Below are 22,191 nucleotides of genomic sequence, written 5' to 3' on the forward strand. Positions count from 1 at the left end.
AAAAACCGCCAAGGGGAGGGACCAATGCGGCACACACTACTGTCCACAACGAGCGCCATTTGCCTTGTGTTTCTGGCTCAGCCCGCTGCGGCCCAGGTCGAAGCGACCGAGCCCGAGACCGTAATCGGCCTTGAAGAGATCGTCGTGACCGCCCAACACCGAACGGAAAGCTCGCAGAGGGCGGCGGTTGCGCTTGACGTCGTCTCCACCTCGGAGCTCGAGAACGCGGGCATCGTGAACAGCAGCACGCTCAATGCGGCCGTTCCGGCGCTCTACATCACCCGCGGCGGTGGCGTGAATACGAGTTACTTCATCCGCGGCGTCGGCAATTTCACCAACAATGGTTATACGGACCCCGCAGTCGCATTCAACGTCGACAGTGTCTATCTCGGGCGTCCCGGCTCGACCATCGGTGCGTTCTATGACCTTGAGCGGATCGAAGTGCTCAAGGGGCCGCAGGGCACTCTGTACGGGCGGAACGCGACGGGGGGCGCAGTAAACGTCATTCCGGCAAAGCCCGTTCCCGGTGAGTGGGCCGGCCGCGTTGCCGTAGGCTACGGCAATTACAACGCCTTTGACGCCGAAGGGTCCGTCAACGTTCCCGTAGGCCAGGACGGCGCCTTGCGCGTGAGTGGAAAGCTCGTCGACCGCGATGGCTACAACGCCGATGGCACTGGAGACGAAAAGGGCCATGCCCTGCGCGTGCAGTTGCTCGCGAACCTCACTCCGGACCTGACGTTCCGGGTCAGCGGAAACTACTCACACGTGGGCGGCGTCGGTGTCGGAGGAACCTATACGCACGCAATCAACCTGAGCCCTGGCGCGCAGGCTACTGCAACCTCGCCTGCAAATTACACCGTGGTTCCTACCGGCTTCGACCCGCGCTCGGGACTTCATTCGCCGTCGAATGCCGCATTCTTCGCGCAGCGTGTGCTGGGCGGACCGCGCATCAATCCGGGGCCGCTGGCCTATCCCTTCATGGACAACGACTATTACGGTGCGAACGCCGAGATCACCTGGAAGACTGGAATTGGCACGGTCACGGTCATCCCGGCCTACAACAGCGCGCAGGTCCGCAGCCTGTTCAATGGTCCTGCGTTCAGGGGGGGACTCGTCCATGAGGATTCCGAGCAGTTCTCCCTTGAAGCGCGGATCGCCGGTGAACGTATCGGTCCGTTCGACTGGCTTCTGGGCGCGTTCTATTTCGACGAGAACGTCAAGGGGCGTCAGAACTTCAGCCAGTATACGGTCAACTCGTTTCAGGCCTTCGATGCCGACAACAAATCGTCGGCCGTGTTCGGCCGCCTGACTCTCAACGCCACCGATCGCCTGCGGGTGGTCGGCGGGATCCGCTACACACGGGACAAGAAGCAGTTCGTGGGTGTCGGTCGAAACCTGATCCAGATCTGCACCAGGCCTGCAGGCTGCATCGGCGGCCCATCGGTTCCCGTCGCGCTGACCTTCGAGGACCTCGGCAAGCAGATCACGCTCCCTACGTTGCCTGGGCCGGCCAACAGTGTCGCCTTCGGAACGTCAGGCAACAGGCTGTTCTTCGCACCCCTTACGCTCAATCAGAAGCTCGATCGCAGCCGTACGACCTGGCGTGGTGCCGTCGAGTTCGATGTCGGGCCGCAGTCGCTCCTCTATGCGAGTCACGAGACGGGTTTCCGGTCGGGCGGGTTCAATTTCAGCCTCGGGCGTGAGAGCTACGAGCCGGAATACATCCGCGCCTGGACTCTGGGGATGAAGAACCGCTTCTTCGACAATCGCCTTCAGCTGAACCTCGAACTTTTCCGCTGGAACTATACCAACCAGCAGGTCGCCCATTTCGGCATCGATTCCACTGGTGGAAACAGCTTCTTTACCGAGAACATCGGCAAGTCGCGTATCCAGGGCATCGATCTCGATCTGCAGTTCCGGGCCACTGCGACGACGCTTCTGCGCGGGTCCGTGCAGGTCCTCGACAACAAGCTGACGAGCTTCGTCTACAACACCCAGCGCAACGCCACGAACAATGCGCTGCCGCCGCCCGTCGGGTGCCGCACCTCGCCGGGCACCGCGCCGATCCCGGGTTCGACCACCGGTGCGACCAGCACAGTATGGGTCGTCGACTGTTCGGGTCAGAATGGCTTCAACTCGCCGAAGTTGGCGTTGAATGGCGGAATTGAACAGACTTTCGCCTTGGGCGACTATGAACTCGTCGCCACTGTTGACGGGCGGTATCGTTCGAACCGCATGACCTCGTTCGAGTTTCTGGCTTTCCAGAACTCGGGCAGCGACTTTTCGGCAGATGCCTCGCTTCGTTTCGGCCGACAAGACGGGAACTGGTCGGTTACCGGCTTCGTGCAGAACATCGGCAACCGCCTGATCCCGACGCTGTCCCAGTTCGCGGGCACCACAGGCAACGTCGTCGTCACAAACTACGCGCCGCCACGCACCTATGGCATGAGGGCAAGCTTCTCTTTCTGAGGGAGCGCAAAGGGCTGCAGCGGCGACGCTTGCCTGTGCAAGACGTGCCGCTGCAGCCAACTCCAAGTCCTGTACGAAGCTTTCGTTGGCGTCCTGACCTGCAACCGGTGCGTTTGCTTTGACAGTACCGCCCGCTCTCCCGCGTTCGGGCTGACAATCGGGCCCGGAAGAGCATCAACCATTCGGCCTGCGCCGACCTATACGCAAAGTTTCATACGCTAGCTCGAATGCGCATTTTTCGCGCTTGTCCATCTTTGTTAGACCTCCGCTGACTGATCGATAGCGGACCGATGAATGATGTTGGTCCGTCAAAGTAAACGGTGTCGCAAGGCGCCGCTTGATCGGTTTCGGCTTTCCGGAAGGAAGGCAAAAAGATAATCAGGGAGGAAGAAATGCTGATCTGCCATAAATCCGTGTCGTCGAATAAGAAGGCATTTCTCAGCTCGATCATCGCCAGTACGGCTATCCTCTTCTCGCCAGCCATTCATGCGCAGGAGCAGGCCGAGCAGTCGTCTAATGTCGACGAGGCCGATCCCACCGGGATTGTCGTCACCGCCCAGCGTCGCGAGCAGCAGTTGCAGGACGTTTCGCTCTCGATTGCGGCCGTTGGCGGGGAAGAACTGGCCCAGCGCGGCGTGACCGACGCCATCAATCTCAACGACGTGGTGCCCGGTCTGAAGATCGGCTTCCTCGGCAACCAGGTCCAGACTTATGTTCGCGGCGTTGGCGACACCACCAGCAATCCCTACACGCAGGCATCGGTCTCGTTGAACGTCGACGGCGTGTACATCGCGCGTTCGCCGGCATTCCGAACGAACTTCTACGACCTTGCCCGCGTCGAAGTGCTCCGTGGTCCGCAAGGCACTTTCTATGGCCGCAACTCTGCAGGCGGTGCGATCAACGTCATCTCCAAGGACCCGCGCGTAGGCGAGACCGATGGCTACTTCCTTGCCGATGGCGGAAACTACTCGTTCGTGAAGCTCGAGGGTGCGGCCAACCTGACGCTGACCGACAAGCTTGCGGTCAGGTTTTCCGGCCAGATGGTCGACAGTGACGGAACCACGACCAGCGGCGCGAACGATCTTGTTTCGAAGGCCGTGCGCATGAAGGTTCTGTGGGAGCCGAGTTCACGCTTCACGATGAAGACCACGCTTGACTATTCGAAGGTCGGTGGCGTCGGTCCGGGGCGCGTCAACTATCCCGCGCAGTTCGGCAACCCGTGGGAGTCGCCGTACGATCCCCGCATGACGCAAGCCGCATATCCCAACCAGGCGTTGCAGTTCGATCATCCGTTCCTCGACAACAAGAACTACGGCATATCGACCGAGATGGTCTATGACTTCGGCGGTGCTGCGCTGACGGTCATTCCCGCCTATCGTTATTCGTCATCCTATGCCGAGACCGACAACGGCACCGGCACGATCTCGTCCGAAACCTCGGACCAGTACTCGCTCGAAGCGCGCCTTGGCGGGGAATCGGGCTTCGGCAACTGGGTGGTCGGCAGCTACCTGTTCCGTGAAGACCAGACGATCGACCTGACACTGCGGACGATCAACAAGTGGACCGGCAACGGTACGCGCTACCAGCAGCAGATTTTCCCGAACTTCGACACCAAGGCATGGGCGCTGTTCGGGGAAACCACGATCAACGTCACGCCCGAGATGCGTCTGATCGTCGGTGGTCGCTACACCGAGGAAACCCGCTACAAGCAGGGCGAAATCCGCAATGGGACCGTCACGGCCTTTGTGCCGACGATCAATCCCGCGCGGACAACGGTCATCGACACGTCGCTCGCCGTCGATGCCTTCACCTGGAAGGGCGGTGTCGAATACGATCTCACGCCGGACAACATGCTGTACCTGACGGCGAGCCGCGGCTTCAAGAGCGGCGGGTTCACGGCAACCAACGATTCACCGTTCTTCCCGGAATACCTGACGGCCTATACCTTCGGCTCGAAGAACACATTCGGCGCGGCTCTGCTGAACCTCGAAGCGTTCTACTGGAAGTACAAGGACCAGCAGATTTCCTTCGTGACGATCGAAGATGGGGTCACGACGTTCGTCACGCGGAACGCCGGGCAGAGCACGATCTGGGGCTTCAGCGTCGAGGGCGTCCTTCCGATCGGTAAGAACGGGCGCCTGAGCGTCTCGGGCGAATACCTCAACACCAATTTCGACACCTACGTGTTCGAAACCACGGGCGCTGCAGTGCCAGCCGGACAGGTGCGTTCGGATGGCTGTCTGAGCGGAGGCTCCAACGGTTCGCTCAGGATCGTGGATTGCAGTGGCCAGCCGCTGCCCCAGGCACCCAAGTGGTCTGGCAACGCGCGGTATACCCAGCAGTTTCCGCTGGCCAATGGCGGCGGCATCGAGTTTGCCGGGGACATGAAGTTCGCCAGCAGCACGATCCTTGCGGGCAGCAACTTCGCATCGCGCTACTTCAGGGATGACGGATACGTCACTTTCGATGCGAGCCTGTCCTACACTTCGTCCGATCGCAAGTGGACCTTGCAGGGCTACGTCCGCAACATCACCAACGAGCCGATTTACGTACAGGCGTCGGCGACATCGAACTTTACCAATCCGGGTGGTGATGCGCCGTCGGTTGCTGCCATCCGTCCGCCGCGGACCTACGGCATGAGCCTGCGGTACAACTTCTGATGCCGAGGCGCGACGTGATCCGCTCGCACTAGAAACGACGACGGCAGCTTGCGGGCAGTCCCGCCTGCTGCCGTCTTGCTAACCAATCGCGCTTCAACCATCGTTTCGGGAGCTTGTCGGCGCGCAGTCACCATGACGGAAAGTCCGTTCGGATCCATGCAGTTTCCGGATCTGGCGAAGGCAGCGGGACAACAATCACTTCCTGTTTCAAAGGCGGTTAACATCATGCATCCTCTGAAGGTCGACCAACCTTACCCGTACAACCAGTGGTGGGTCGCCGCCTACGCGAATGAACTGACGCAGACTCCCCTCGGGCGAACGATCCTGGGGGAACGCGTCGTCATGTACCGGACTCAGGCAGGTGAGCCCGTTGCCCTGGCGGGACTTTGCCCGCACCGCTCCTTTCCGATGGAAATGGGAACGCTGGAGAACGACGTCCTGACCTGCGGCTACCATGGTTTCAGCTTTGCCCCCTCAGGCAAATGCGTGGGCATTCCATCGCAGGAGAAAGTCCCGGCATCGTTCTGCACGCGCAAGTATCCGCTCGCCCAGCGTGGGGACTTCGTGTGGATCTGGACCGGCGATCCGGCCCTGGCGGACGAGAGCACGGTGCCCGATCTCCTTGGCTACGGGATCGGCGATCCGGCCTGGCACGTCGAGCAGCGCCCGATCCTTGAGCTGAAGTCGCGCTACACCCTGCTGATCGAGAACCTGATGGACCTGTCGCATGTGACGTTCATCCACCCAGTCTCGATTCCGGGCGGTGCCGCGGTTGTGAAGATTCCGGTGGAGATGACCGAAAAGGACGGGCGGGTGAACGCCGTCCGCAGAGGCAGGGGTTTGCCGACCAATCCGCTGCACCAGTTGTTTTTCCCCGGCTTTACCGGGCCGATCGACCGTCACTTCGATTCCGAGTTTTTCGGACCGTGCCTGATCCGTACCGGCGGCGAGATGTTCAATACCGAGACCGGGGAGTACATGGGCTCGGTGCATTACATGCACGCCATGACGCCTGTGGACGAATACAACACCTTGTACTTCATCCTCGTGCCTCGCGATATCCGGCAAGGCGATGCCGATTTCGATGCGGCGAGCCTGGCGAGCTACAAGAAGATCCAGCCCGAGGACAAGCTGATCCTCGAGCGTATCGAGGAAGGCTTGCAATCCACGCGCAAGCTCCAGCCCGAGATTTCTGCCCGGATCGATACGCCGGCGTTGAAGGTGCGCTATCTGATCGAACGGCAGATCAAGGCCGAGATGGCGGTCGGAAGCGACAGCTGATGTCGGTGCATCGGGGCCCGTCCGGACATGCCGGGACGCCGTTGCTGCCATCGGGTGCCTGCGATTCACACAGCCACGTCTATGGACCTGCTTCGGCATTCCCCTACCGTCCCGACCGGATCTACGACCCGGTGGACGCACCCTACGATGCCTATCGAGGGCATATCGGCGGTCTGGGCCTTGAGCGCTCCGTCTTTGTGCAGCCTGCGGTTTACGGCAGCGATCATGGCGCCTTGATTGACGCCTTGCGGCGTAGTGCCGGCCTCAGTTCCGGGGTGGGACTGGTCGAATGCGACGTTGCCGAGGTCGAACTCGACTTGTTGCATCATGCAGGGCTCAGAGGCGCGCGGTTCAACTTCATGCCCCATCTGGGACCGGCGCCCCTGCCGCCGGAGATGCGATCGCTTGCGCGGCGACTTGGTGCGATCGGCTGGCACGTCTGCCTTCATCTCGACATGACCGCCCTGCGCGACCAGGCCGACCTCATCGCCTCGCTCGACTGCCCCGTGGTGATCGATCACATGGCGCGGATCAGTCTCGATGCGCCGGGTCTGGAAGCCGATCTCGCCTTCATCGAGGACCTGTTGAAGGCACCCAATGTCTGGATCAAGCTTTCGGGAGCAGACCGTGCCGTGCGGGCACGCACCGAGCTACCCAAGATGAAGCCGATCCTTGCGCGACTGCATGCAGCGGCGCCTGACAGGTCGCTCTGGGGCTTCGACTGGCCCCATCCCAATGTCAGATGGAAGCCCGAGGATCGCGACCTGCTGGACCTCGCGCTCGACGCGCTGTCGAAGCCGGAGGCGATCCGGCAGGTCTTCGTCGAGAATCCGGGGCGGCTCTATTTCAGCTGCTGATTGCGTGCCTATCCCTGCTTTCCAGGAACCAACATGATCATTGATTTCCGCACCTATACCTACTTTCCGGCAGGCTTCCCGACGTTCCTGCGCATGTACAGGGAAACCGGCTTTGCGATCACCACGCGATGTCTGGGGACGACGCTGGGCATCTTCACCTCGCACAGCGGCAAGGCGAACCGTACGCTGCAGCTCTTTGCCTATCGCGACTTTGCGCATCGCGACGAATGCCGCGCCCGCTTGCGTCAAGACAAGGAGTGGCTGAGCTTCATCAAGGAGGCGGCACCCTTCATACGCGAGCAGGAGAACACAATTCTAGAGCCCGTCGCGGGAGCTTGGGCTGAAGGGCCGAGGCGCTTGTTCGAGCCGGGTCCTGGCGAACGCGGAGGGCTCTTCGAACTGCGGCGCGAACGTGGACCGGCTCGCGCATTTCGCCGCCTGCTGACGTCCTGGTCCGAACGGTGCATCGGCATGGAACCGGCAGGCGTCCTGCGCCCGCTGACAGGCGCGCTCGATACCGTGCATGTGCTCAGTCGGTATCCGGACGATACGGCGCGAAGAACCGCGCTCGATGAAGCCCCGGCCCTTTCGCCGCTTCTGGGCGACGAGGGCCTAGGTGATGCGATCACCTCGATCGAGACCGAACTCTGGTTGCCGACGGACTATTCACCGCAGCAGTGAACCGCGGTCCCGGACAGGCATCGTGCGCAAAGGGCACACATGGACATCGAACATCTCTTTCTGATGGCACCCGGCCGCGATTGGCCTCGCCTTGGTCTGCCCGCCGGAGCCGAAGTCTTCGATGGAATTGAAGGAACCCAAGGTTGCGCTGTGCTTTGCCCGTGGCGGGAGGCGGCAGCGGTGATCGATGGCGCGAGTGACCAAGCCGAATGGTTTCGCTGCGAAATGGTGACAGACAGCGGGGCAAAGCCCGGACGTCCCGCCGCGATGATGCTGATCACTTTCGACGTTCCGCCGGAGTCCGCCGCCGCTTTCGAGGAGTGGTACGCCAGCGAGCATATTCCCATGTTGCTCAAGGCCGAGGGCTGGTTGCGCGCGCGCCGGTTTACCGTGACCGGGCGTGGGGAAGGAGCCGCAGGATGGACGAGCATTGCCGTTCATCTGCTATCGTCGCTTGAGGTGCTGGATTCGAAAGAGCGGCGGCTGGCGCGGACAACGCCCTGGCGGGCCCGCTTCGCAAGCCTGCCCTGGTTCGAAGCGGCCGGACGGTTCCTCTATCGGCCAGACTTGCCGGAGATGCAGCGATGACGGGAAAACTGACGAGACGGGAAGCCTGGCAAAGCGCGATCCTGGGAGCAGGCGCGCTTTCGGCGGCGGTTGCGCCAGTCAGCGCAAGGAGCTTGCGCGCCTGTGCGCCAGGGGACGAGAGCGATTTCGATGCTGTGCTGGATGTGCCTGCCGGCCTGGACTCTGCCCTGAAGCGCCAGGTTGTGGTCGAGGGGGGCGAGCTTCCCGTCTGGGACAGCGGCGGCAGCGGCATTCCTGTGGTTCTTGTCCACGCCACCAGCGGCACTGCGGCAGCCTGGCAGTACCAGTTCGACGCGCTGCGGAAAGAGGGCTGGCGGGCGATTGCCTATTCGCGCCGGGGCACCGCCGAGGCCAGTGCGCTGGGGGCGGGAATCGAAACCGAGATCAACGACCTTCTTGCAATCTTCGATACGCTGGGCCTGTCGAAGTGCCATCTCGTCGGCACCGCGTCAGGCGGGATGCTGGTCGCTCGTCTTGCCAGCAGGCATGGCTCACGCCTGGCTTCGCTGACGATATCCTGCAGCGTCGTGGCGTTTGACGACAGTGTCTGTGCCCGGATGCTGGCAAGCCTTTCCAGCCCCGAGTTCCTTGCGCTGCCAAGCATTCTGAAAGAGCTGTCTCCGTCCTACCGTGCGACCCAACCCGAAGGGGTCAAGCGGTGGCTCGAGATCGAGGCGTCATCGGTTTCGGCCAGTATCGGCAGGAGTGGAACTTCGGCAGCCCGCTTCGGATCGGCGATGGCGCGAGCCCCTGCGCTGACCCCGGCGGATCTGGGAGCAATCAACGTGCCTGTGCTGCTCATCTATGCCGAGGCCGACCTGTATTCCCCGCCGCCGCTGGCCCGGCGTCTGCAGACGTTCTTCAGGCGGTGCGATCTCGTGGTGATCGCGGGCGCAGGCCATGCCGCGCAATGGGAAAGGCCCGCGCAGTTCAATCGTGCACTGAGCAGCTTTCTGGCGCGGGCGGGCAGAAAGGAGAAGCGGACATGAGTGTGCTGCCGCCGCTGGACGTGGTTGAAGGTGGCGACCGCTTTCCCCCGATTGATCCCTCGCTTTGGACCGAGCGCATGCGCGAGGCGGCTGCTGAACTGATCAGCAGTCCGCGCGGGGAAGTGCGCGGGCCTTTCGTTCCCTTGTTGCGCAGCCCCGAACTCCTCGACCGAGCGCAGAAGCTTGGCGCCTTCCTTCGCTACGATTGCACGATCCCCGAGCGCTTGCACGAGTTCGCGATCTGCGTGGTCGCACGCTTCTGGAGCCAGCCATACGAATGGAGTGCCCATGCCCGCCTGGCACATGTCGCTGGCGTCGCCTCCGTGACCCTGGCTGCCCTGCGCGACGGGGAATGCCATGCCGAGGCGCCCGCCGACGAGCGGCTGGTCTTTGCCTGCTGCACCCGACTGCTCGTCGAACATCGGCTCGACGACGATGCCTTCGGGCTGGTCGCAGACCTTCTGGGCGAGCAGGGGGTGGTCGAGCTTGCCGCGCTGTGCGGGTACTACTCGCTGCTGGCGATGGTGATGAACGTCGCGCGCACGCCCTATCCCGGAGAGGCCTTCGCGGTTCCGGGGCAGGAGCGTGACGCATAGCCCGTCGGGCGAACGCGATCAGGCCCTACGCCTGGTGAATGCCTCCTCGAAGAGCTGCAGGGCCGCCCGGTTGGGCAGCGGTGAGATCTTCGGCTTTGCCGAGAGCAGGAGCGCTTGATTCTGCCCGTCCAGTTCAGGCCATGGCATGCCATCGACGTCGCCGGGCTCCCCATCGGTCGCAAACCTAACAAAGGCATCGGCGAGCAGCGCGTGGACCCGGCGGTCGGCATCGCTCCAGTCGAAGCGCGCAGCCTCGAAATTGCCGAAAGCGTACCAGATATCGGCTCCATGGTAGGTCCCGTAACCCTGCGGGGGCACGGGTTCGTGGAAGTGCTCTTCCTGCGGAAGCGGCGGTGCCTGATCGAGCATGAAGAGCCAGGAGGGCGCGCGCCGTTGCGGCTGACCGGCCCGATTGCCTGACATCGCTCTGGCTATACGCCAGGGTTGATAGGCAAAGGCGATGTCCCGGCGCAACCGGTAGCTTTGCTCCCACGCTTCGGCATCACTTGTGGCGGGGTAGAGCTCGCGGAATGCTTGGCTGCCCTCGCCGAAGGTAGCGGCAAAGGCGGCCAGCCCTTCTATGGTCGCCCATTGCGGAGAGGGGTAGGGCGCGGAGTCGTTGGCGTTGAAGCCTGCCAGCACCGGCACGACGTGATGCGCACCGGACGAGAACTGCTGCTGCGGCTGGCCGGTCGAGACCAGCCCGTCTTCGACGATGTTCCACATGGCGTGGGCCTGCATGATCTGTGCAGCTGGCAGGCTTCGCATGTCCTCCAACGTGGGCGCGCCAAGGTTGGCCATCAGTTCGAGGCCTTCAGCTTCGGCATCACCGAGCGGCTTGAGGCGCCCCATGGGACCTCCGGCCATCCGCCCCCCGCTGACCACGATGGCCCGGTGGAAAAGACCTTGTGCCAGCGGAGAGGCCAGAAGCACGTTGGCATGCGCAGCGCCGGCGGACTGACCGTAAAGCGTGACCCGATGCGGGTCACCGCCGAAGGCCGCGATGTTGTCGCGAACCCAGCGTAACGCCGCGAGCAGGTCGAGCGAGGCGTAGTTGCCCGAACTGCCGCTCTCGGCGGTGAGTGCGGGATGTGCCAGGTAGCCGAGCGCGCCGACGCGGTAGTTTGCTGCGACCACGATCGCGCCCCGAGCGGCAAGACGCTCGCCCCACGTCGAGGGATGCGACGCCGAGCCGACGCGGTGGCCTCCGCCATAGATCCAGAAGATCACTGGCAGCGGCGCGCTGCCCCCGGCGGCAATGCCATCGGGTGCCCAGACGTTGAGGTAGAGACAATCCTCGTCCATGCCGGACTCTGGCGGTGTGCCGAACGAGAACTGGCTCATCAGATGATCGCGGGCGGGCGGCGTTTGAACCGGTGCCGGCGCAAAGCGCGTGGCTGAAAGTTCCCCGCTCCATGGCTCTACAGGTGCGGGCGCACGCCAGCGCCGCGTGCCTACGGGCGGCGCGGCAAAGGGTATGCCCAGAAAGCGCCACCCGCCGAGCGGAGACCGCTCACCGCGGACCGGACCGCAGGCCAATTCAACTCTCAAGATCATACCCCCCGATGCATTTTGACGGAATGATCGTCACGGTTCAGGTCGGGAAGTCCAATCGCAAGATGTGGACGCCTGTTCCGCCCTTTTCATAGCACAGGCTCCGGACGATCACTCGACCCGGTAAGGGGGCGCGCTTGCTACCTCGCGGCAGATGGTGATCAGCCGTTCTGCAAGCGTCGATGGCCGTATCGCCGAACGCCGCATGAAGCCGATCATGCGCTTGCCGCTGCTTTTGAGCGGTACCGTGGTCAAGGCAGGACCGAAGCCCAGCGCTGCCGTGCGGGAAACGAGAGTGACGCGGTTGGTTGTCTGGACGATCGAAATCACCAGCGAAAGGCTGCTCGTGGTGATGCAGTCCTTGGGCAGCGGCAGGTTGGAGACATCGAAGAAGGAACGCACGAAGTTGCCGCCAGCCTCGGGTAGAACCCAGGGCCGGTCGATAACGTCCTCGATCGCCAGTTCGTCGCCATGGTCAAATCTGCCGCCCGGGCCATAGGCGATACTGAAGGGATCGTTGAACAGCGCTTCCTGCTCGATGCCCTTGGGGAGCGAGAGCTTGCCTTCGACCGGGCAGATGATCAGGTCATAGTGGCTCGCTTCCAGCCGCGCCAGAAGCTCAGGTGCCGAGGCCGTCTCGACGTGGAGTTGCATGCCCGTGGCATTCTGGTGAAGCTGCTCGAGGACGTCAGGCAGAAACTTCGGGATGACCCCAGTGGTCACGCCCAGGGTCAGCGGCCCTTGCATCTCTCGCGCCGCCAATCGCACCTCTTCCGTGGTGCGATTGAGCATGTCGACGAGACCGTCAGCGTTCCGCAGCAAAATCTCGCCCGCCGCGTTGAGAACCGCCCCGGTTCTGTGCCGATCGAAAACCTTTACGCCCAGCCTGTCCTCGAGCACCGCCACGCTGCGCGACAGCGCCGGCTGCGAGAGACCTATGTCGCGCGATGCCTGCGCGAAGGACTTGGCCCTTGCGATTGCCCGCACGTGAAGCAGGTGGCGCGGATCAATGTTTGTTTTCAGCTCGGAGATAGCAGTACCCCTTGCTCATCCGGTTATTTAGAACGGTGAAGCCATCCTAGACCGCACGTACGATTTTGCCATCATGTTTCAGGCAAATCAGCGGCACCGTCCAGCAAGGTGCCGCTGACATGGAACCGGTCAAGACTTCATGGATGCTTGTGAAATCGTCCGTCCTTCATGACGGCCCGGATCTTGTCCTTGTTCTGTAGGATGGTGACGTCCTGCGTCACGTCGCCTTCGACCAGGAGCAGATCGGCGAGGTATCCCGGTTTGATCAGGCCGAGTTCGCTGCCCATGCTCATGATCTGTCCGCCCAGCCCGGTTGCGGCATGGAGCGTCTCCAGTGGCGGAATTCCCAGGAAATCGACGAAGAGTTCCAGATCCTTGGCGTTTCGTCCGATCGGGGTATGCGGAAATCCGTAGTCGCCTCCGGGCAGATAGCGCACGCCCAGATCGCGGATCTTCGGAGCGAGTTCGCGCACCGATTCCATCGTCTCGGTCTGCTGCTTGATCTTCTCCGGGGTGCCAGACTTCCAGTAGGCGTTTACGCTGAACCAGTTCACGCCGATGCCCGGGGCCACGAAGATCCGGTCCTTGTTTGCGCCCAGCGCCTGAAGCGCTTCGTCGTCGAGGACGGTGCAATGATACAGGACGTCGAAGCCGTGGCGCAGCGCCATCTTGACGGAGTCGGGCGAGTGGCTGTGGGCATTGAGCCGCAGCCCGTGCTTGCGGGCCTCATCCGCTGCGGCTTCGACTTCCTCGTCGTAGAACTGGATGATCATCGACGTGCCAAGGACGACGGCGGATTCGCCGGATAGCAGCATCTTGATCGTATCGACCCCGATGTCGGCCATCTCCTTCACGAAGTCCCGCATCCCGGCCGGGTCGGACTCCCGACCAGCGATACCGGCATAGGTCCTGACGCTTCCGGGCTTTGCCACCACGCTTGCAGCTTCGGCTGCGCGCTCGAACGAGCATGCGCGGATCCGGGGGCCGACCTGACGACCGGCGGCAATCTCGTCACGCAGGGCAACCTCGGCCCGGGCATTGATGGCACCGCCGGAATAGGCGCTGGTATATCCGTAATCGAGCATGACGCGCGCGGCCATGGCAGTGCGGAGCAGGCGCAACTCCTGAGAATGCGGTCCCAGCGGGAGTTCGCATTCGACCGTGGAGCCAAATCCGAGATGGCTGTGGGATTCGATGAGGCCCGGCATAAGCGTGGTGCCGCTGGCATCGACGCGCACCGCGTGTTCTGGCAAGCTTTCGGGGCGTCCCCGGCAGACATCGACGATGCGGTTGCCGTTCACGATCACCGAACCATTGAAACAAGCCTGGCCGGTGCCGTCGAATATTGAAGCATTCTCGAAAACAAGCATTGTCTGAACCATTTCCTGCCTTGTCACGCAAGTTGCTCGACGCTCGCGGCTCATCGCGACCGATCTGACAACTGGTGCACCCTCGCTCTGTTTTTGGAGTGCCTGCTTTGGCAGGTCCAATGCTCAAACAGCGGGACGCTATAACCGGAACTCACGTACCCGGGCTGTGAAGTGGCGCAGCAGAACACTCCGGTTGCCAGTGCTGATGGAAACCGGGCGCGTTCATGCTGGCGAGACGTTCAGGCGGTTTGCAATGCCCCGGCGCGCGCTTGCGGCCTGGCTATCAGCATCGCCGAAACACCAGCGAGCAGCGCACCGACCAGTGCGCATGGCACCGTGGTGTAAAGGAATGCCAGCCTGAGCCCCTCGGCATAACCCATGGTCTGGCCGAAGTGATCCGACAGCTTGCCCATCACGACGGGGGCGAGCCCGCCGCCGACCAGGCTTGAGAGGCCGACAGTCAGAGACGAGCTGAGACCGCGCATGCGAGGTGGCACCAGGTCCGTCGACAAGGTCATGGCTGGTGCAACCCGCGCGAACACCATGAGGCTGGTGATGCCGAAACCGATAAAGAAGTTGCTCCTGTCCGGACGCCACAGCATCACGACAAGGCCGATCGCGCACAGAACGGCAACGATGCCCGAGAACGCTGCAATCAGGCGATCATCCTGCCTTGCCTTGATCAGGGCGGCGCAGATCCAGCCGCCACCAAGAATGCCGGCAACCGTCAGAACGCCGCTGGCCCCAGTGACCAGGCCAGCCTCGGTGACGGAGAACTTCAGCACCCGGACGCAATAGGCATTCAGCCAGATCACGAAAATCGTCGTCGTGCAGGTGATCAGCGTATGCGAAAGGACGTGGAAGACAAACCCGCGGTTCCGGGCAAGCGTCTTGAGACTTTCGCCCAGAGAGGGTGTTGCGCGGTTCTGGGTCGGGTCGTCGAAACGCCCTCGCTGGGGTTCCTTGAGCACCGGTATCAGGAGCGCGGCCAGAATGAGACCTCCGGCACCAAGCGCGACCATCGCGTATCGCCATCCGAAATTGTCGGCGATGATGGCCACCAGCGGCACACCGATGATCGGCGAGACGCCTGCGCCCAGCTGGAAGATGCTGACGGCCTGATGGCGGCGTTCCTTGGGGAAAGTGTCGGCGATCATGGAAAGAGATGCGGGCAAAGCACCCGCTTCGGCAGAGCCGAGCGCCGCCCGGAAGAGGCCCATGCCGAGCACGGAAGTGGCGAGCGAGGCGAGCCCTGTGACCGCAGACCACGCCGCCAGCGTTGCAATCACCAGCGTCCGCCGGATTCCGGTGTCGATCAGCCTGGCGAAAGGGATGCCGAATGCCACATAGCAGACCACGAAGGCGAGGCCCGAAAGCAGTCCCATTTCCGTGTCGGTTGCGCCAAGATCGGCCTTGATCGGTTCGAGCAGGACGGTGAACGCGTATCGGTCCATGCTGGCGAAGAAGTGCACCAGAAAGAGCGCCGCCAGAGTATTTCTGGCCGTACGGTCAAGTCTGGACGCAGGCATTGCGATACCGTTCATTGGTTCTCCCCCGGCAGGCTGGTTGTTGCCGATAGCCAGTTCGCGATCATCACGTGAAGGCCCTGGCTTTTCAGTGATTTTCACTAAGAACCGTGTGCATCATAATGCAATCGCCGCGCGGCCGCGAAGCGATAGTAATTTGTTCGAACCCTATGCAGGAATTCGCTGGCTCTCTTGAAGCTTCGCGTCGCTCGTTCGGATACCGCTCCTTACAGCCGTTCGACCGCAAGGCTCAGTCCCATCCCGACGCCAACGCAGAGCGTCACAAGCCCCCGCTTGCCGCCGGTAACCTCAAGCTGGTGGACCAGTGTCATGGCGAGCCGCGAGCCTGACATGCCCAACGGGTGACCCAAGGCAATTGCCCCGCCATTGGGATTGACCTGCGGCGCATCGTCCTCGAGCCCGAACGTGCGCAGGAAGGAGAGCGTCTGGCTGGCAAAGGCCTCGTTCAGTTCGATGGCGTCGAAGTCCGCGATTGTCATGCCGAGACGCTGCAGCAGTTTGTGCGTCGCCGGCACGGGGCCAAATCCCATCAGGCGCGGTTCGACGCCCGCCGAGGCCATGCCGAGAATGCGCGCGCGCGGTACGAGTCCATTGTCCCTGATCGACTGCTCGCCTGCGATCACCAGTGCGGCCGCACCATCGTTGATCCCGGATGCATTGCCTGCAGTGACGGTCCCGTCAGGGGCGAACAGCGGCTTCAGTCTGGCGAGGTCTGCGCTTGTCGTGTCCGACCTCGGATGTTCGTCCGTATCGAAGGTGATAGTTTCGCCACGCCGCTTGCCGGGCACCATGACCGGGACGATCTCTTCAGCGAAGAAGCCGCTGGTCTGGGCAGCGTGGGCGCGTTGCTGGCTGCGCAATGCAAAGCTGTCCTGGTCGGCGCGGCTGATCTGCAGGTGCGCAGCAAGGTTTTCGGCCGTGCGCGGCATCGGGTCGGTGCCGTAAGCCGCATCGAGGGCGGGGTTGACGAAGCGCCATCCCATTGTCGTGTCCTCGATCTTCTGGTTCCGGTCGAACGGCGCCACCGCCTTGCCCAGTACGAAGGGCGCACGCGTCATGCTCTCGACGCCGCCGGCAAGGGCGAGGCCGATCTCGCCCGTCCGGATCGCCCGGGCGGCAGCACCGACCGCCTCCAGACCTGACGCGCAAAGCCGGTTGAGGGTGACGCCTGGTACGGTGTGGGGCAGGCCCGCGAGCAGCAGGCTCATCCGCGCAACGTTGCGATTGTCTTCGCCAGACTGGTTGGCGCACCCCAGAAACACTTCCTCCACTTGAGCAGGGTCGAGCGAAGGGTTGCGTTCCAGCAGAGCCCGCAAGGGGATTGCGCCGAGATCGTCTGCCCTGACCCCGGCAAGGCCGCCGCCATAGCGGCCTATCGGGGTGCGGATGGCGTCGCAGATGAATGCGTCTGTCATGGCTTAGTCTTGTCCTCCTCGGGGTGCCAGCGCTCAGCGGGCGTCGACAAGATCGATGCCGACGCGCGTGCGCAGTTCCTCGATCGTGAGGCTGGCGACCAGTTCCGTCACATGGGCCTGGCCATCGCGCAGTTCGAAGATGCCGTGATCGGTATAGACCCGTGAAACGCAGGCCAGGCCGGTCAGCGGATAGGTGCAGCGCTCGACGAGCTTGCTGTCTCCGCTCCTGGTGAACAGCTCCATCATCACGAACGTCTGTCGTGCGCCCACGGCGAGGTCCATAGCCCCGCCGACTGCCGGGATCGCTCCTGCTTCTCCGGTATGCCAGTTGGCAAGATCGCCATTGCAGGCAACCTGGAAGGCACCCAGCACGCAGATGTCTATGTGGCCGCCACGCATCATCGCGAAGCTGTCGGCATGGTGGAAGTAGCAGCCACCCGAGAGCAGCGTGACGGGCTGCTTACCGGCGTTGATGAGATCCGGATCTTCCTCGCCGGGAGCGGGAGACGGCCCCATGCCGAGCACTCCGTTCTCGCTGTGCAGGAAAATCTCGCGATCGGCAGGCAGGAAGTCCGCGACGCGGGTCGGCAGACCGATGCCGAGGTTGACGTACGCGCCTTCCGGGATGTCCTGCGCCACGCGGCGGGCGATACCGGCCCGATCCAGAGGGGTCATTGGGCACCTCGATGCATGTTGGCATTCACGCCGGCATCCGGCGTTGCGACGATTCGGTTCACGAAGATGCCCGGAGTGACCACGGTCTCAGGGTCAAGCGAACCCAGGGGCACGACTTCGGTGACTTGCGCGATTGTGCACTTTGCAGCCATCGCCATTATCGGCCCGAAGTTGCGCGCGGTCTTGCGATAGACAAGATTGCCCCAGCGATCACCCTGGCTCGCCTTGATCAGGGCGAAATCGGCTCTGATCGGCATCTCGAGGACGTAGTCCTTGCCATCGATCTTTCGGACTTCCTTGCCTTCTGCCAGTGGCGTGCCGAACCCGGTGGGCGTGAAGATGGCACCAAGACCCGAACCGGCCGCGTGAATGCGCGCGGCGAGGTTGCCTTGTGGTACCAGTTCGAGTTCGATCGAGCCCGCACGCCAGGCGGCATCGAAATGGTGGGAATCCGGCTGACGCGGAAACGAGCAGACCATCTTCCGGACACGCCCGGCCTTGATCAGCGCGGCAACCCCGGTTTCGCCATTTCCGGCGTTGTTGCTGATGATCGTCAGGCCCTTCACGTCCCGACGAAGCAGCCCTTCGACCAGTTCGTCGGGCATGCCGGCGTTGCCGAACCCTCCGATCATTATCCTCGCGCCGTCCCCGATGGGAGCGACCGCCTCGTCGATGGAACGAACCGATTTGTCGATCACAGGCATCTCCACTCTTCCGGGTGCTGCGTTTCCGTCAGGGCGGACTTGAGTCAATCGATAATCGCATATATTGTTCGATTATCGAACGAAATTCCGTAAAGGGTCAGCCCGTGGATGCGAGCCAGCTTGCCGACTATTCCGGCGATCCCGACTTCATGATGTCGCTAGCCCGGGGCCTGCTCGTGCTTCGCCTCCTTGCCGGCCTGGAGCACCCGATCTCTCTTGCGGATGTCAGTCGCCGCAGCGGGTTGAGCCGTGCCGCGGCGCGGCGCTGCCTCTACACCCTATGCCGGCTCGGCTATGCGAGGCAGGGCGCTGTCGGCTACGAGGTTTGCCACGATGTGCTGGCGCTGGGCCGGGGATTGATGAATCCCAACTCGCTGGCAGTGCGCGCGCAACCCTTGCTGGATGCATTGCGCGATGAACTCGGTGAGTCCTGCTCGATCGGAGTGATGGACGGCGATCACGTACGATACGTCGCCCGATCCGAAACTTCGCGGATCATGTCGATCAACCTGAGGATTGGCAGCCGTTTGCCGCTCTATGCGACATCCATGGGGCGGGTGCTACTGGCTGGGTGCACGTTGGCGGATCGCCAAGCCTATCTCAATCGGATCGTCCCAACAGCCTTCACACCCAACACGGTCGTCGACAAGGCCCAGTTGGCCACGGTCCTTGCGCAGGTCGAGCGTCAGCGGTTCGCGATCGTTGATGAAGAGCTTGAAGTTGGTCTGCGATCAGTGTCGGTGCCTATAGTCGGTCCGAGCGGCGTGACATCGGCAGTCAACGTCGGCACGTCCAGCGCGCGGATGAGCGTTGACAAACTGCGAACCCATATCGTGCCGGTTCTGCAGCAGGCGGCACGAGAGTTTTCGTTGTTCGCGTGACAAGCCGTTGCCACCGACCGAACTCCTTGGGTAGAGCACGCCATGAGGGGCTGATGGCATCAGGAGACCATCGACATGAACATCGGCACCCCTGCATGGCCATTCGTGAGCCAAAGTGGATGCGGTTCAAGCTGACCTCGAAGCCCTTGCCGCTTTGAGATCAGCAAAGCTGCGGCGGATGCAGTCCATATAGAACTCTATGTCGGGTAGGATTTCGCGACAGGACGTGACCGCTACAGTGGACTCGAAATCGAATCCCGTGATCGAGTGTATCACACCGCATCCTTCCAGAAGCGGGCCGAATGCATAGGTGGTAACCGCCTTCCCGCCAGCGAAGAAGTGGCCACCCTTCGGCGGCGGAGCATTGGAGACGCTCACGTTCGCGGGTGAGGGCATCGCAATGTTCAATTTGTTGGGAAGTGTCGCGGCAATCTTCGCCATCTGTGATCGAACGAAGTAAGGCTGCAGGCCCAGAAGGTCCTCGACGAAGCTGTTCCCGAGGTCCTTTGCCATGCCCTTGGCTGCGACCGAGCATTGAGCGATAACCTCCAGGCGTTCGATCGGATCCGCGATGTCAGTCGCCAGAGTCACGCGCATGCCTGAAATGAAGTTGCCGCCATCCAGAGGGTGTCCCTCGCGGACGCTGATCGGGCACATCGACATCAGTGGCTTTTCAGGAAGATCGTTGTGAGCGAGAAGATAATGGCGCAATCCGCCGGCAACGATCGCAAGCCAAAGGTCGTTCACCTTGGGCTTGCCAAGGGCCTCGCGCAGGTCGCGCAGTTCGTCCATCGGGATTGCGACAAAGTCACAAACCCGATTGGCCGTAACTTTCGCGGACAGACGAGTTGCCGGTGCCAGCATTGCATTGGCAGGAACAGATTCCTCTTCTTGCTCCGTCGGGGATGTCATGCTGCGGCCCAACGTATTCGATACGATCTGACCTACGCTGTTCATGCCCTTGATGGTTGCAATCCATTGGCCCAGCCCAGCCTGCAGCGGCAAGGTCAGCCAGTCTGTCTCCCCGTCACTTGTCGTTACCTGACTCTCGCGTGGAGCTTGATTGACCTCCTGATCGGGATGGTCCTGCATGAACTCCCACAGGATTGCACCGACCGAACCGCCATCGAACACGGAATGGTGGAACTTGGTGAGGATTGCGTAGGCTCCGGGCGCAATTCCGGGCTCGTCGTCAAGTCCCTCGATGACGTAGAGTTCCCAAGGGGGGCGCGCCATGTCAACCGATGTGCTGATCAGGCGCGACACCAGATCTTTCAACTGTGCCAGATTGCCCGGCTTCGACAGGGCCACCTTGCGGACGTGAAACGCAAGATCGAAGTCCTGATCTTCAACGAGCGAAGGCTCGGCAAGTCCTGTACGTGACTTCACCAGCTTCCGGCGCAGGAGGGGCACGCGATGAAGCCGCTGCGCGATGTAATCCATGATCCGGGCAGGAGGCAGCGCGTTGGCGCCTCCCGATGCACGATCGATGACAAACACCCCGCCGAGCGTCATTGGCGTCTGCGGCGTTTCCATATCCAGCCAAAGCGTGTCGGTCGCCGACATTCTGGGCATAGCTGTTTCCTCAGTCTTGTAATCTGCTTGTCATGGCAGTTCCCTCGGAACTGATCGAAGGACAGCACCGATGAAGTCGGTAGGGACGGAGAACCCGCTAATGCCTGCGGGGCGTACCGGACCGAGCAAATCAGAAGCTCCGCGACGTCTCCATGAAGGCTGTGATGGCTAGTTTCATGCTTCGACGGAAACGGCGCGAGCCCGCGCCTTTCGCCCAGACCTGCTTGCGACTTCGGGAGTGTCGGCAGGTAAGCTCTGCAAGACGATTTCGGTTGTGCTCTGGATGTGTTCTGCAATCAGACCTGTGGCCGCAACCTCATCCCTGTCTAGAACTGCATCCATCAGTACTCGGTGGTCATCCTGCGTGCGCTGATGCTCGTTTCTTCGGCTCATCACGGCAAGTGCCTGATAGCGGAGGGCTTGGTCAAACAAGACGCCGCGGAAGTAGAGCAGCCATGGAGAGCCGCAAGCGGAGACGAGAGCGTCGTGGAACTGGCGATGCTTCTCGCCAAAATCCGCCAGGATCTCGGGTGTCGGTGCGGTGGAGATCCGACCGGCGCGCGAAAGCAGGTGGAAGCTCGACACGATGCCTGCCTCCCACTTGTCGTCGCCATTGCGGATCGACTCCACAATCGCTCTTGCCTCAAATTCGATCCGCCACTGGGTAATGTCGATGAGATCTGAGGCCGAGACCGGCGCCACGAAGAAGCCCCGCCCTGCTTCGGTTCGCACCAGGCCATCGGACACGAGGTGTGAGAGTGCCTCTCGCAACGTTCCCACTCCGGCGCCGTATGTCTTCCGCAGGGCATCGAACCGAAGCCTGTCAAACGGCTTGAGCTGGCACGTCACGATATCGTTGCGCATGCGCAATGTCTTTGGGGGAATTGCCCCTGGCGTGTGGGAAGAGAACATGCTGACCGACGACGATCTGCGCAGCGTTTCCCGACCGACGATGGTTGTGGCCTGCGTGGGCCACCCGGACATCTTTCTGAAGAATGCCATGGAATACAAGGCGTTGATTCCAGGTGTCGAGTGGCGCGAACTGCATTATGCCTCGCACTGGCCGCAGTGGGAGGAGGCTGATGCATTGAACCGGATAAGCATCGAGTTCTTTACAGGCGCATCTTAAGCGGTTTGGAAGGATTTGAGCCAGTATCTGGCGGGACCATGAGAGGGAAGGAAGCTGTCAGTCTAAAAAGACGAGATCTTCTCTGCCCACCTAGAGGCCCCAGGAGCGACCAGACGTCAGCATTGGAGTGACTGCGACTCGGCAAGGGCTGCCGAGTGTGGTTGCCTGAAGGTCTGTCTGTCGACGAG

19 protein-coding genes are annotated in these 22,191 nt (G+C 62.2%); 10 read left to right on the forward strand and 9 right to left on the reverse strand.

Annotated features, from left to right (window positions below):
- Positions 1 to 24: 24 nt before the first annotated feature.
- From ACZ1JW_RS08800 to ACZ1JW_RS08835, 8 genes are all read left to right on the forward strand, one after another.
- The gene (locus tag ACZ1JW_RS08800; protein WP_465142686.1) at positions 25 to 2,469 is read left to right on the forward strand and encodes a TonB-dependent receptor; all 2,445 of its coding nucleotides are present in this window, start codon (positions 25 to 27) and stop codon (positions 2,467 to 2,469) included.
- 392 nt (positions 2,470 to 2,861) lie between these two features.
- On the forward strand, positions 2,862 to 5,129 hold the full coding sequence (locus ACZ1JW_RS08805) for a TonB-dependent receptor (RefSeq protein WP_465142687.1): 2,268 nt from the start codon (positions 2,862 to 2,864) through the stop codon (positions 5,127 to 5,129).
- Positions 5,130 to 5,354: 225 nt separating this feature from the next.
- Entirely contained in the window at positions 5,355 to 6,410 is a 1,056-nt protein-coding gene (locus ACZ1JW_RS08810; protein WP_465123934.1) for a Rieske 2Fe-2S domain-containing protein, read from the forward strand.
- Positions 6,410 to 7,267, forward strand: a complete 858-nt coding sequence (locus ACZ1JW_RS08815) for an amidohydrolase family protein (RefSeq protein ID WP_465142688.1) — start codon at positions 6,410 to 6,412, stop codon at positions 7,265 to 7,267. Before ACZ1JW_RS08810 ends, ACZ1JW_RS08815 begins: the two co-directional genes overlap by 1 nt.
- Positions 7,268 to 7,300: 33 nt before the next feature.
- A complete protein-coding gene (locus tag ACZ1JW_RS08820) occupies positions 7,301 to 7,948 on the forward strand; it encodes an NIPSNAP family protein (RefSeq protein WP_465142689.1) in 648 nt (215 codons plus the stop codon).
- Between the two features lie 39 nt (positions 7,949 to 7,987).
- Positions 7,988 to 8,536 (forward strand): hypothetical protein, encoded by a 549-nt coding sequence (locus ACZ1JW_RS08825; RefSeq protein WP_465142690.1) that lies wholly within the window; start codon positions 7,988 to 7,990, stop codon positions 8,534 to 8,536.
- Positions 8,533 to 9,525, forward strand: a complete 993-nt coding sequence (locus ACZ1JW_RS08830; protein ID WP_465142691.1) for an alpha/beta fold hydrolase — start codon at positions 8,533 to 8,535, stop codon at positions 9,523 to 9,525. The genes ACZ1JW_RS08825 and ACZ1JW_RS08830 overlap by 4 nt, the downstream gene beginning before the upstream one ends.
- Positions 9,522 to 10,121 (forward strand): carboxymuconolactone decarboxylase family protein, encoded by a 600-nt coding sequence (locus tag ACZ1JW_RS08835; RefSeq protein WP_465142692.1) that lies wholly within the window; start codon positions 9,522 to 9,524, stop codon positions 10,119 to 10,121. Before ACZ1JW_RS08830 ends, ACZ1JW_RS08835 begins: the two co-directional genes overlap by 4 nt.
- A gap of 18 nt (positions 10,122 to 10,139) precedes the next feature.
- Here the strand turns inward: ACZ1JW_RS08835 and ACZ1JW_RS08840 are convergent, their stop codons facing one another.
- The 7 genes from ACZ1JW_RS08840 to ACZ1JW_RS08870 all read right to left on the reverse strand — a co-directional run bounded on the left by ACZ1JW_RS08840 (position 10,140) and on the right by ACZ1JW_RS08870 (position 18,412).
- Complete coding sequence (locus ACZ1JW_RS08840; RefSeq protein WP_465142693.1) at positions 10,140 to 11,672, reverse strand: carboxylesterase/lipase family protein; 1,533 nt, start codon at positions 11,670 to 11,672, stop codon at positions 10,140 to 10,142.
- A 114-nt stretch (positions 11,673 to 11,786) separates the two neighbouring features.
- On the reverse strand, positions 11,787 to 12,662 hold the full coding sequence (locus tag ACZ1JW_RS08845; RefSeq protein ID WP_465142694.1) for a LysR family transcriptional regulator: 876 nt from the start codon (positions 12,660 to 12,662) through the stop codon (positions 11,787 to 11,789).
- Between the two features lie 182 nt (positions 12,663 to 12,844).
- Positions 12,845 to 14,077, reverse strand: a complete 1,233-nt coding sequence (locus tag ACZ1JW_RS08850; RefSeq protein WP_465123927.1) for an amidohydrolase family protein — start codon at positions 14,075 to 14,077, stop codon at positions 12,845 to 12,847.
- Positions 14,078 to 14,316: 239 nt separating this feature from the next.
- The gene (locus ACZ1JW_RS08855) at positions 14,317 to 15,621 is read right to left on the reverse strand and encodes an MFS transporter (RefSeq protein WP_465123926.1); all 1,305 of its coding nucleotides are present in this window, start codon (positions 15,619 to 15,621) and stop codon (positions 14,317 to 14,319) included.
- 209 nt (positions 15,622 to 15,830) lie between these two features.
- The gene (gene pcaF, locus ACZ1JW_RS08860) at positions 15,831 to 17,039 is read right to left on the reverse strand and encodes a 3-oxoadipyl-CoA thiolase (protein WP_465142695.1); all 1,209 of its coding nucleotides are present in this window, start codon (positions 17,037 to 17,039) and stop codon (positions 15,831 to 15,833) included.
- A gap of 33 nt (positions 17,040 to 17,072) precedes the next feature.
- Complete coding sequence (locus ACZ1JW_RS08865; protein ID WP_465142696.1) at positions 17,073 to 17,714, reverse strand: 3-oxoacid CoA-transferase subunit B; 642 nt, start codon at positions 17,712 to 17,714, stop codon at positions 17,073 to 17,075.
- Positions 17,711 to 18,412 carry a 3-oxoacid CoA-transferase subunit A gene (locus tag ACZ1JW_RS08870; RefSeq protein ID WP_465142753.1) on the reverse strand — a complete coding sequence of 234 codons (702 nt, stop codon included), beginning with the start codon at positions 18,410 to 18,412 and terminating at the stop codon, positions 17,711 to 17,713. Before ACZ1JW_RS08870 ends, ACZ1JW_RS08865 begins: the two co-directional genes overlap by 4 nt.
- A gap of 110 nt (positions 18,413 to 18,522) precedes the next feature.
- Between ACZ1JW_RS08870 and ACZ1JW_RS08875 the strand changes: the two genes are divergently transcribed.
- Positions 18,523 to 19,299 (forward strand): IclR family transcriptional regulator domain-containing protein, encoded by a 777-nt coding sequence (locus ACZ1JW_RS08875; RefSeq protein WP_465123922.1) that lies wholly within the window; start codon positions 18,523 to 18,525, stop codon positions 19,297 to 19,299.
- Positions 19,300 to 19,425: 126 nt separating this feature from the next.
- Here ACZ1JW_RS08875 and ACZ1JW_RS08880 read toward each other — a convergent pair whose 3' ends face one another.
- Complete coding sequence (locus tag ACZ1JW_RS08880) at positions 19,426 to 20,865, reverse strand: wax ester/triacylglycerol synthase family O-acyltransferase (RefSeq protein WP_465142697.1); 1,440 nt, start codon at positions 20,863 to 20,865, stop codon at positions 19,426 to 19,428.
- Positions 20,866 to 21,048: 183 nt separating this feature from the next.
- Positions 21,049 to 21,738: an FCD domain-containing protein gene (locus ACZ1JW_RS08885; protein ID WP_465123920.1), complete on the reverse strand. Its 690-nt coding sequence runs from the start codon at positions 21,736 to 21,738 to the stop codon at positions 21,049 to 21,051.
- Here ACZ1JW_RS08885 and ACZ1JW_RS08890 point away from each other — a divergent pair.
- On the forward strand, positions 21,737 to 22,003 hold the full coding sequence (locus ACZ1JW_RS08890; RefSeq protein ID WP_465123919.1) for an alpha/beta fold hydrolase: 267 nt from the start codon (positions 21,737 to 21,739) through the stop codon (positions 22,001 to 22,003). The genes ACZ1JW_RS08885 and ACZ1JW_RS08890 overlap by 2 nt on opposite strands.
- The last annotated feature ends 188 nt before the right edge of the window (positions 22,004 to 22,191 follow it).

The organism is Novosphingobium sp. BL-A-28-Hi1-0D (genome assembly GCF_055521755.1).

Bases quoted from the DNA above. Each gene is read 5' to 3' on its own strand.
- ACZ1JW_RS08800 (WP_465142686.1), top strand. From the start codon at position 25: ATGCGGCACACACTACTGTCCACAACGAGCGCCATTTGCCTTGTGTTT.
- ACZ1JW_RS08805 (WP_465142687.1), top strand. From the start codon at position 2,862: ATGCTGATCTGCCATAAATCCGTGTCGTCGAATAAGAAGGCATTTCTC.
- pcaF (WP_465142695.1), bottom strand. From the start codon at position 17,039: ATGACAGACGCATTCATCTGCGACGCCATCCGCACCCCGATAGGCCGC.
- ACZ1JW_RS08855 (WP_465123926.1), bottom strand. From the start codon at position 15,621: ATGAACGGTATCGCAATGCCTGCGTCCAGACTTGACCGTACGGCCAGA.
- ACZ1JW_RS08865 (WP_465142696.1), bottom strand. From the start codon at position 17,714: ATGACCCCTCTGGATCGGGCCGGTATCGCCCGCCGCGTGGCGCAGGAC.
- ACZ1JW_RS08825 (WP_465142690.1), top strand. From the start codon at position 7,988: ATGGACATCGAACATCTCTTTCTGATGGCACCCGGCCGCGATTGGCCT.
- ACZ1JW_RS08810 (WP_465123934.1), top strand. From the start codon at position 5,355: ATGCATCCTCTGAAGGTCGACCAACCTTACCCGTACAACCAGTGGTGG.
- ACZ1JW_RS08880 (WP_465142697.1), bottom strand. From the start codon at position 20,865: ATGTCGGCGACCGACACGCTTTGGCTGGATATGGAAACGCCGCAGACG.
- ACZ1JW_RS08835 (WP_465142692.1), top strand. From the start codon at position 9,522: ATGAGTGTGCTGCCGCCGCTGGACGTGGTTGAAGGTGGCGACCGCTTT.
- ACZ1JW_RS08885 (WP_465123920.1), bottom strand. From the start codon at position 21,738: ATGCGCAACGATATCGTGACGTGCCAGCTCAAGCCGTTTGACAGGCTT.
- ACZ1JW_RS08820 (WP_465142689.1), top strand. From the start codon at position 7,301: ATGATCATTGATTTCCGCACCTATACCTACTTTCCGGCAGGCTTCCCG.
- ACZ1JW_RS08830 (WP_465142691.1), top strand. From the start codon at position 8,533: ATGACGGGAAAACTGACGAGACGGGAAGCCTGGCAAAGCGCGATCCTG.
- ACZ1JW_RS08890 (WP_465123919.1), top strand. From the start codon at position 21,737: ATGCGCAATGTCTTTGGGGGAATTGCCCCTGGCGTGTGGGAAGAGAAC.
- ACZ1JW_RS08850 (WP_465123927.1), bottom strand. From the start codon at position 14,077: ATGCTTGTTTTCGAGAATGCTTCAATATTCGACGGCACCGGCCAGGCT.
- ACZ1JW_RS08815 (WP_465142688.1), top strand. From the start codon at position 6,410: ATGTCGGTGCATCGGGGCCCGTCCGGACATGCCGGGACGCCGTTGCTG.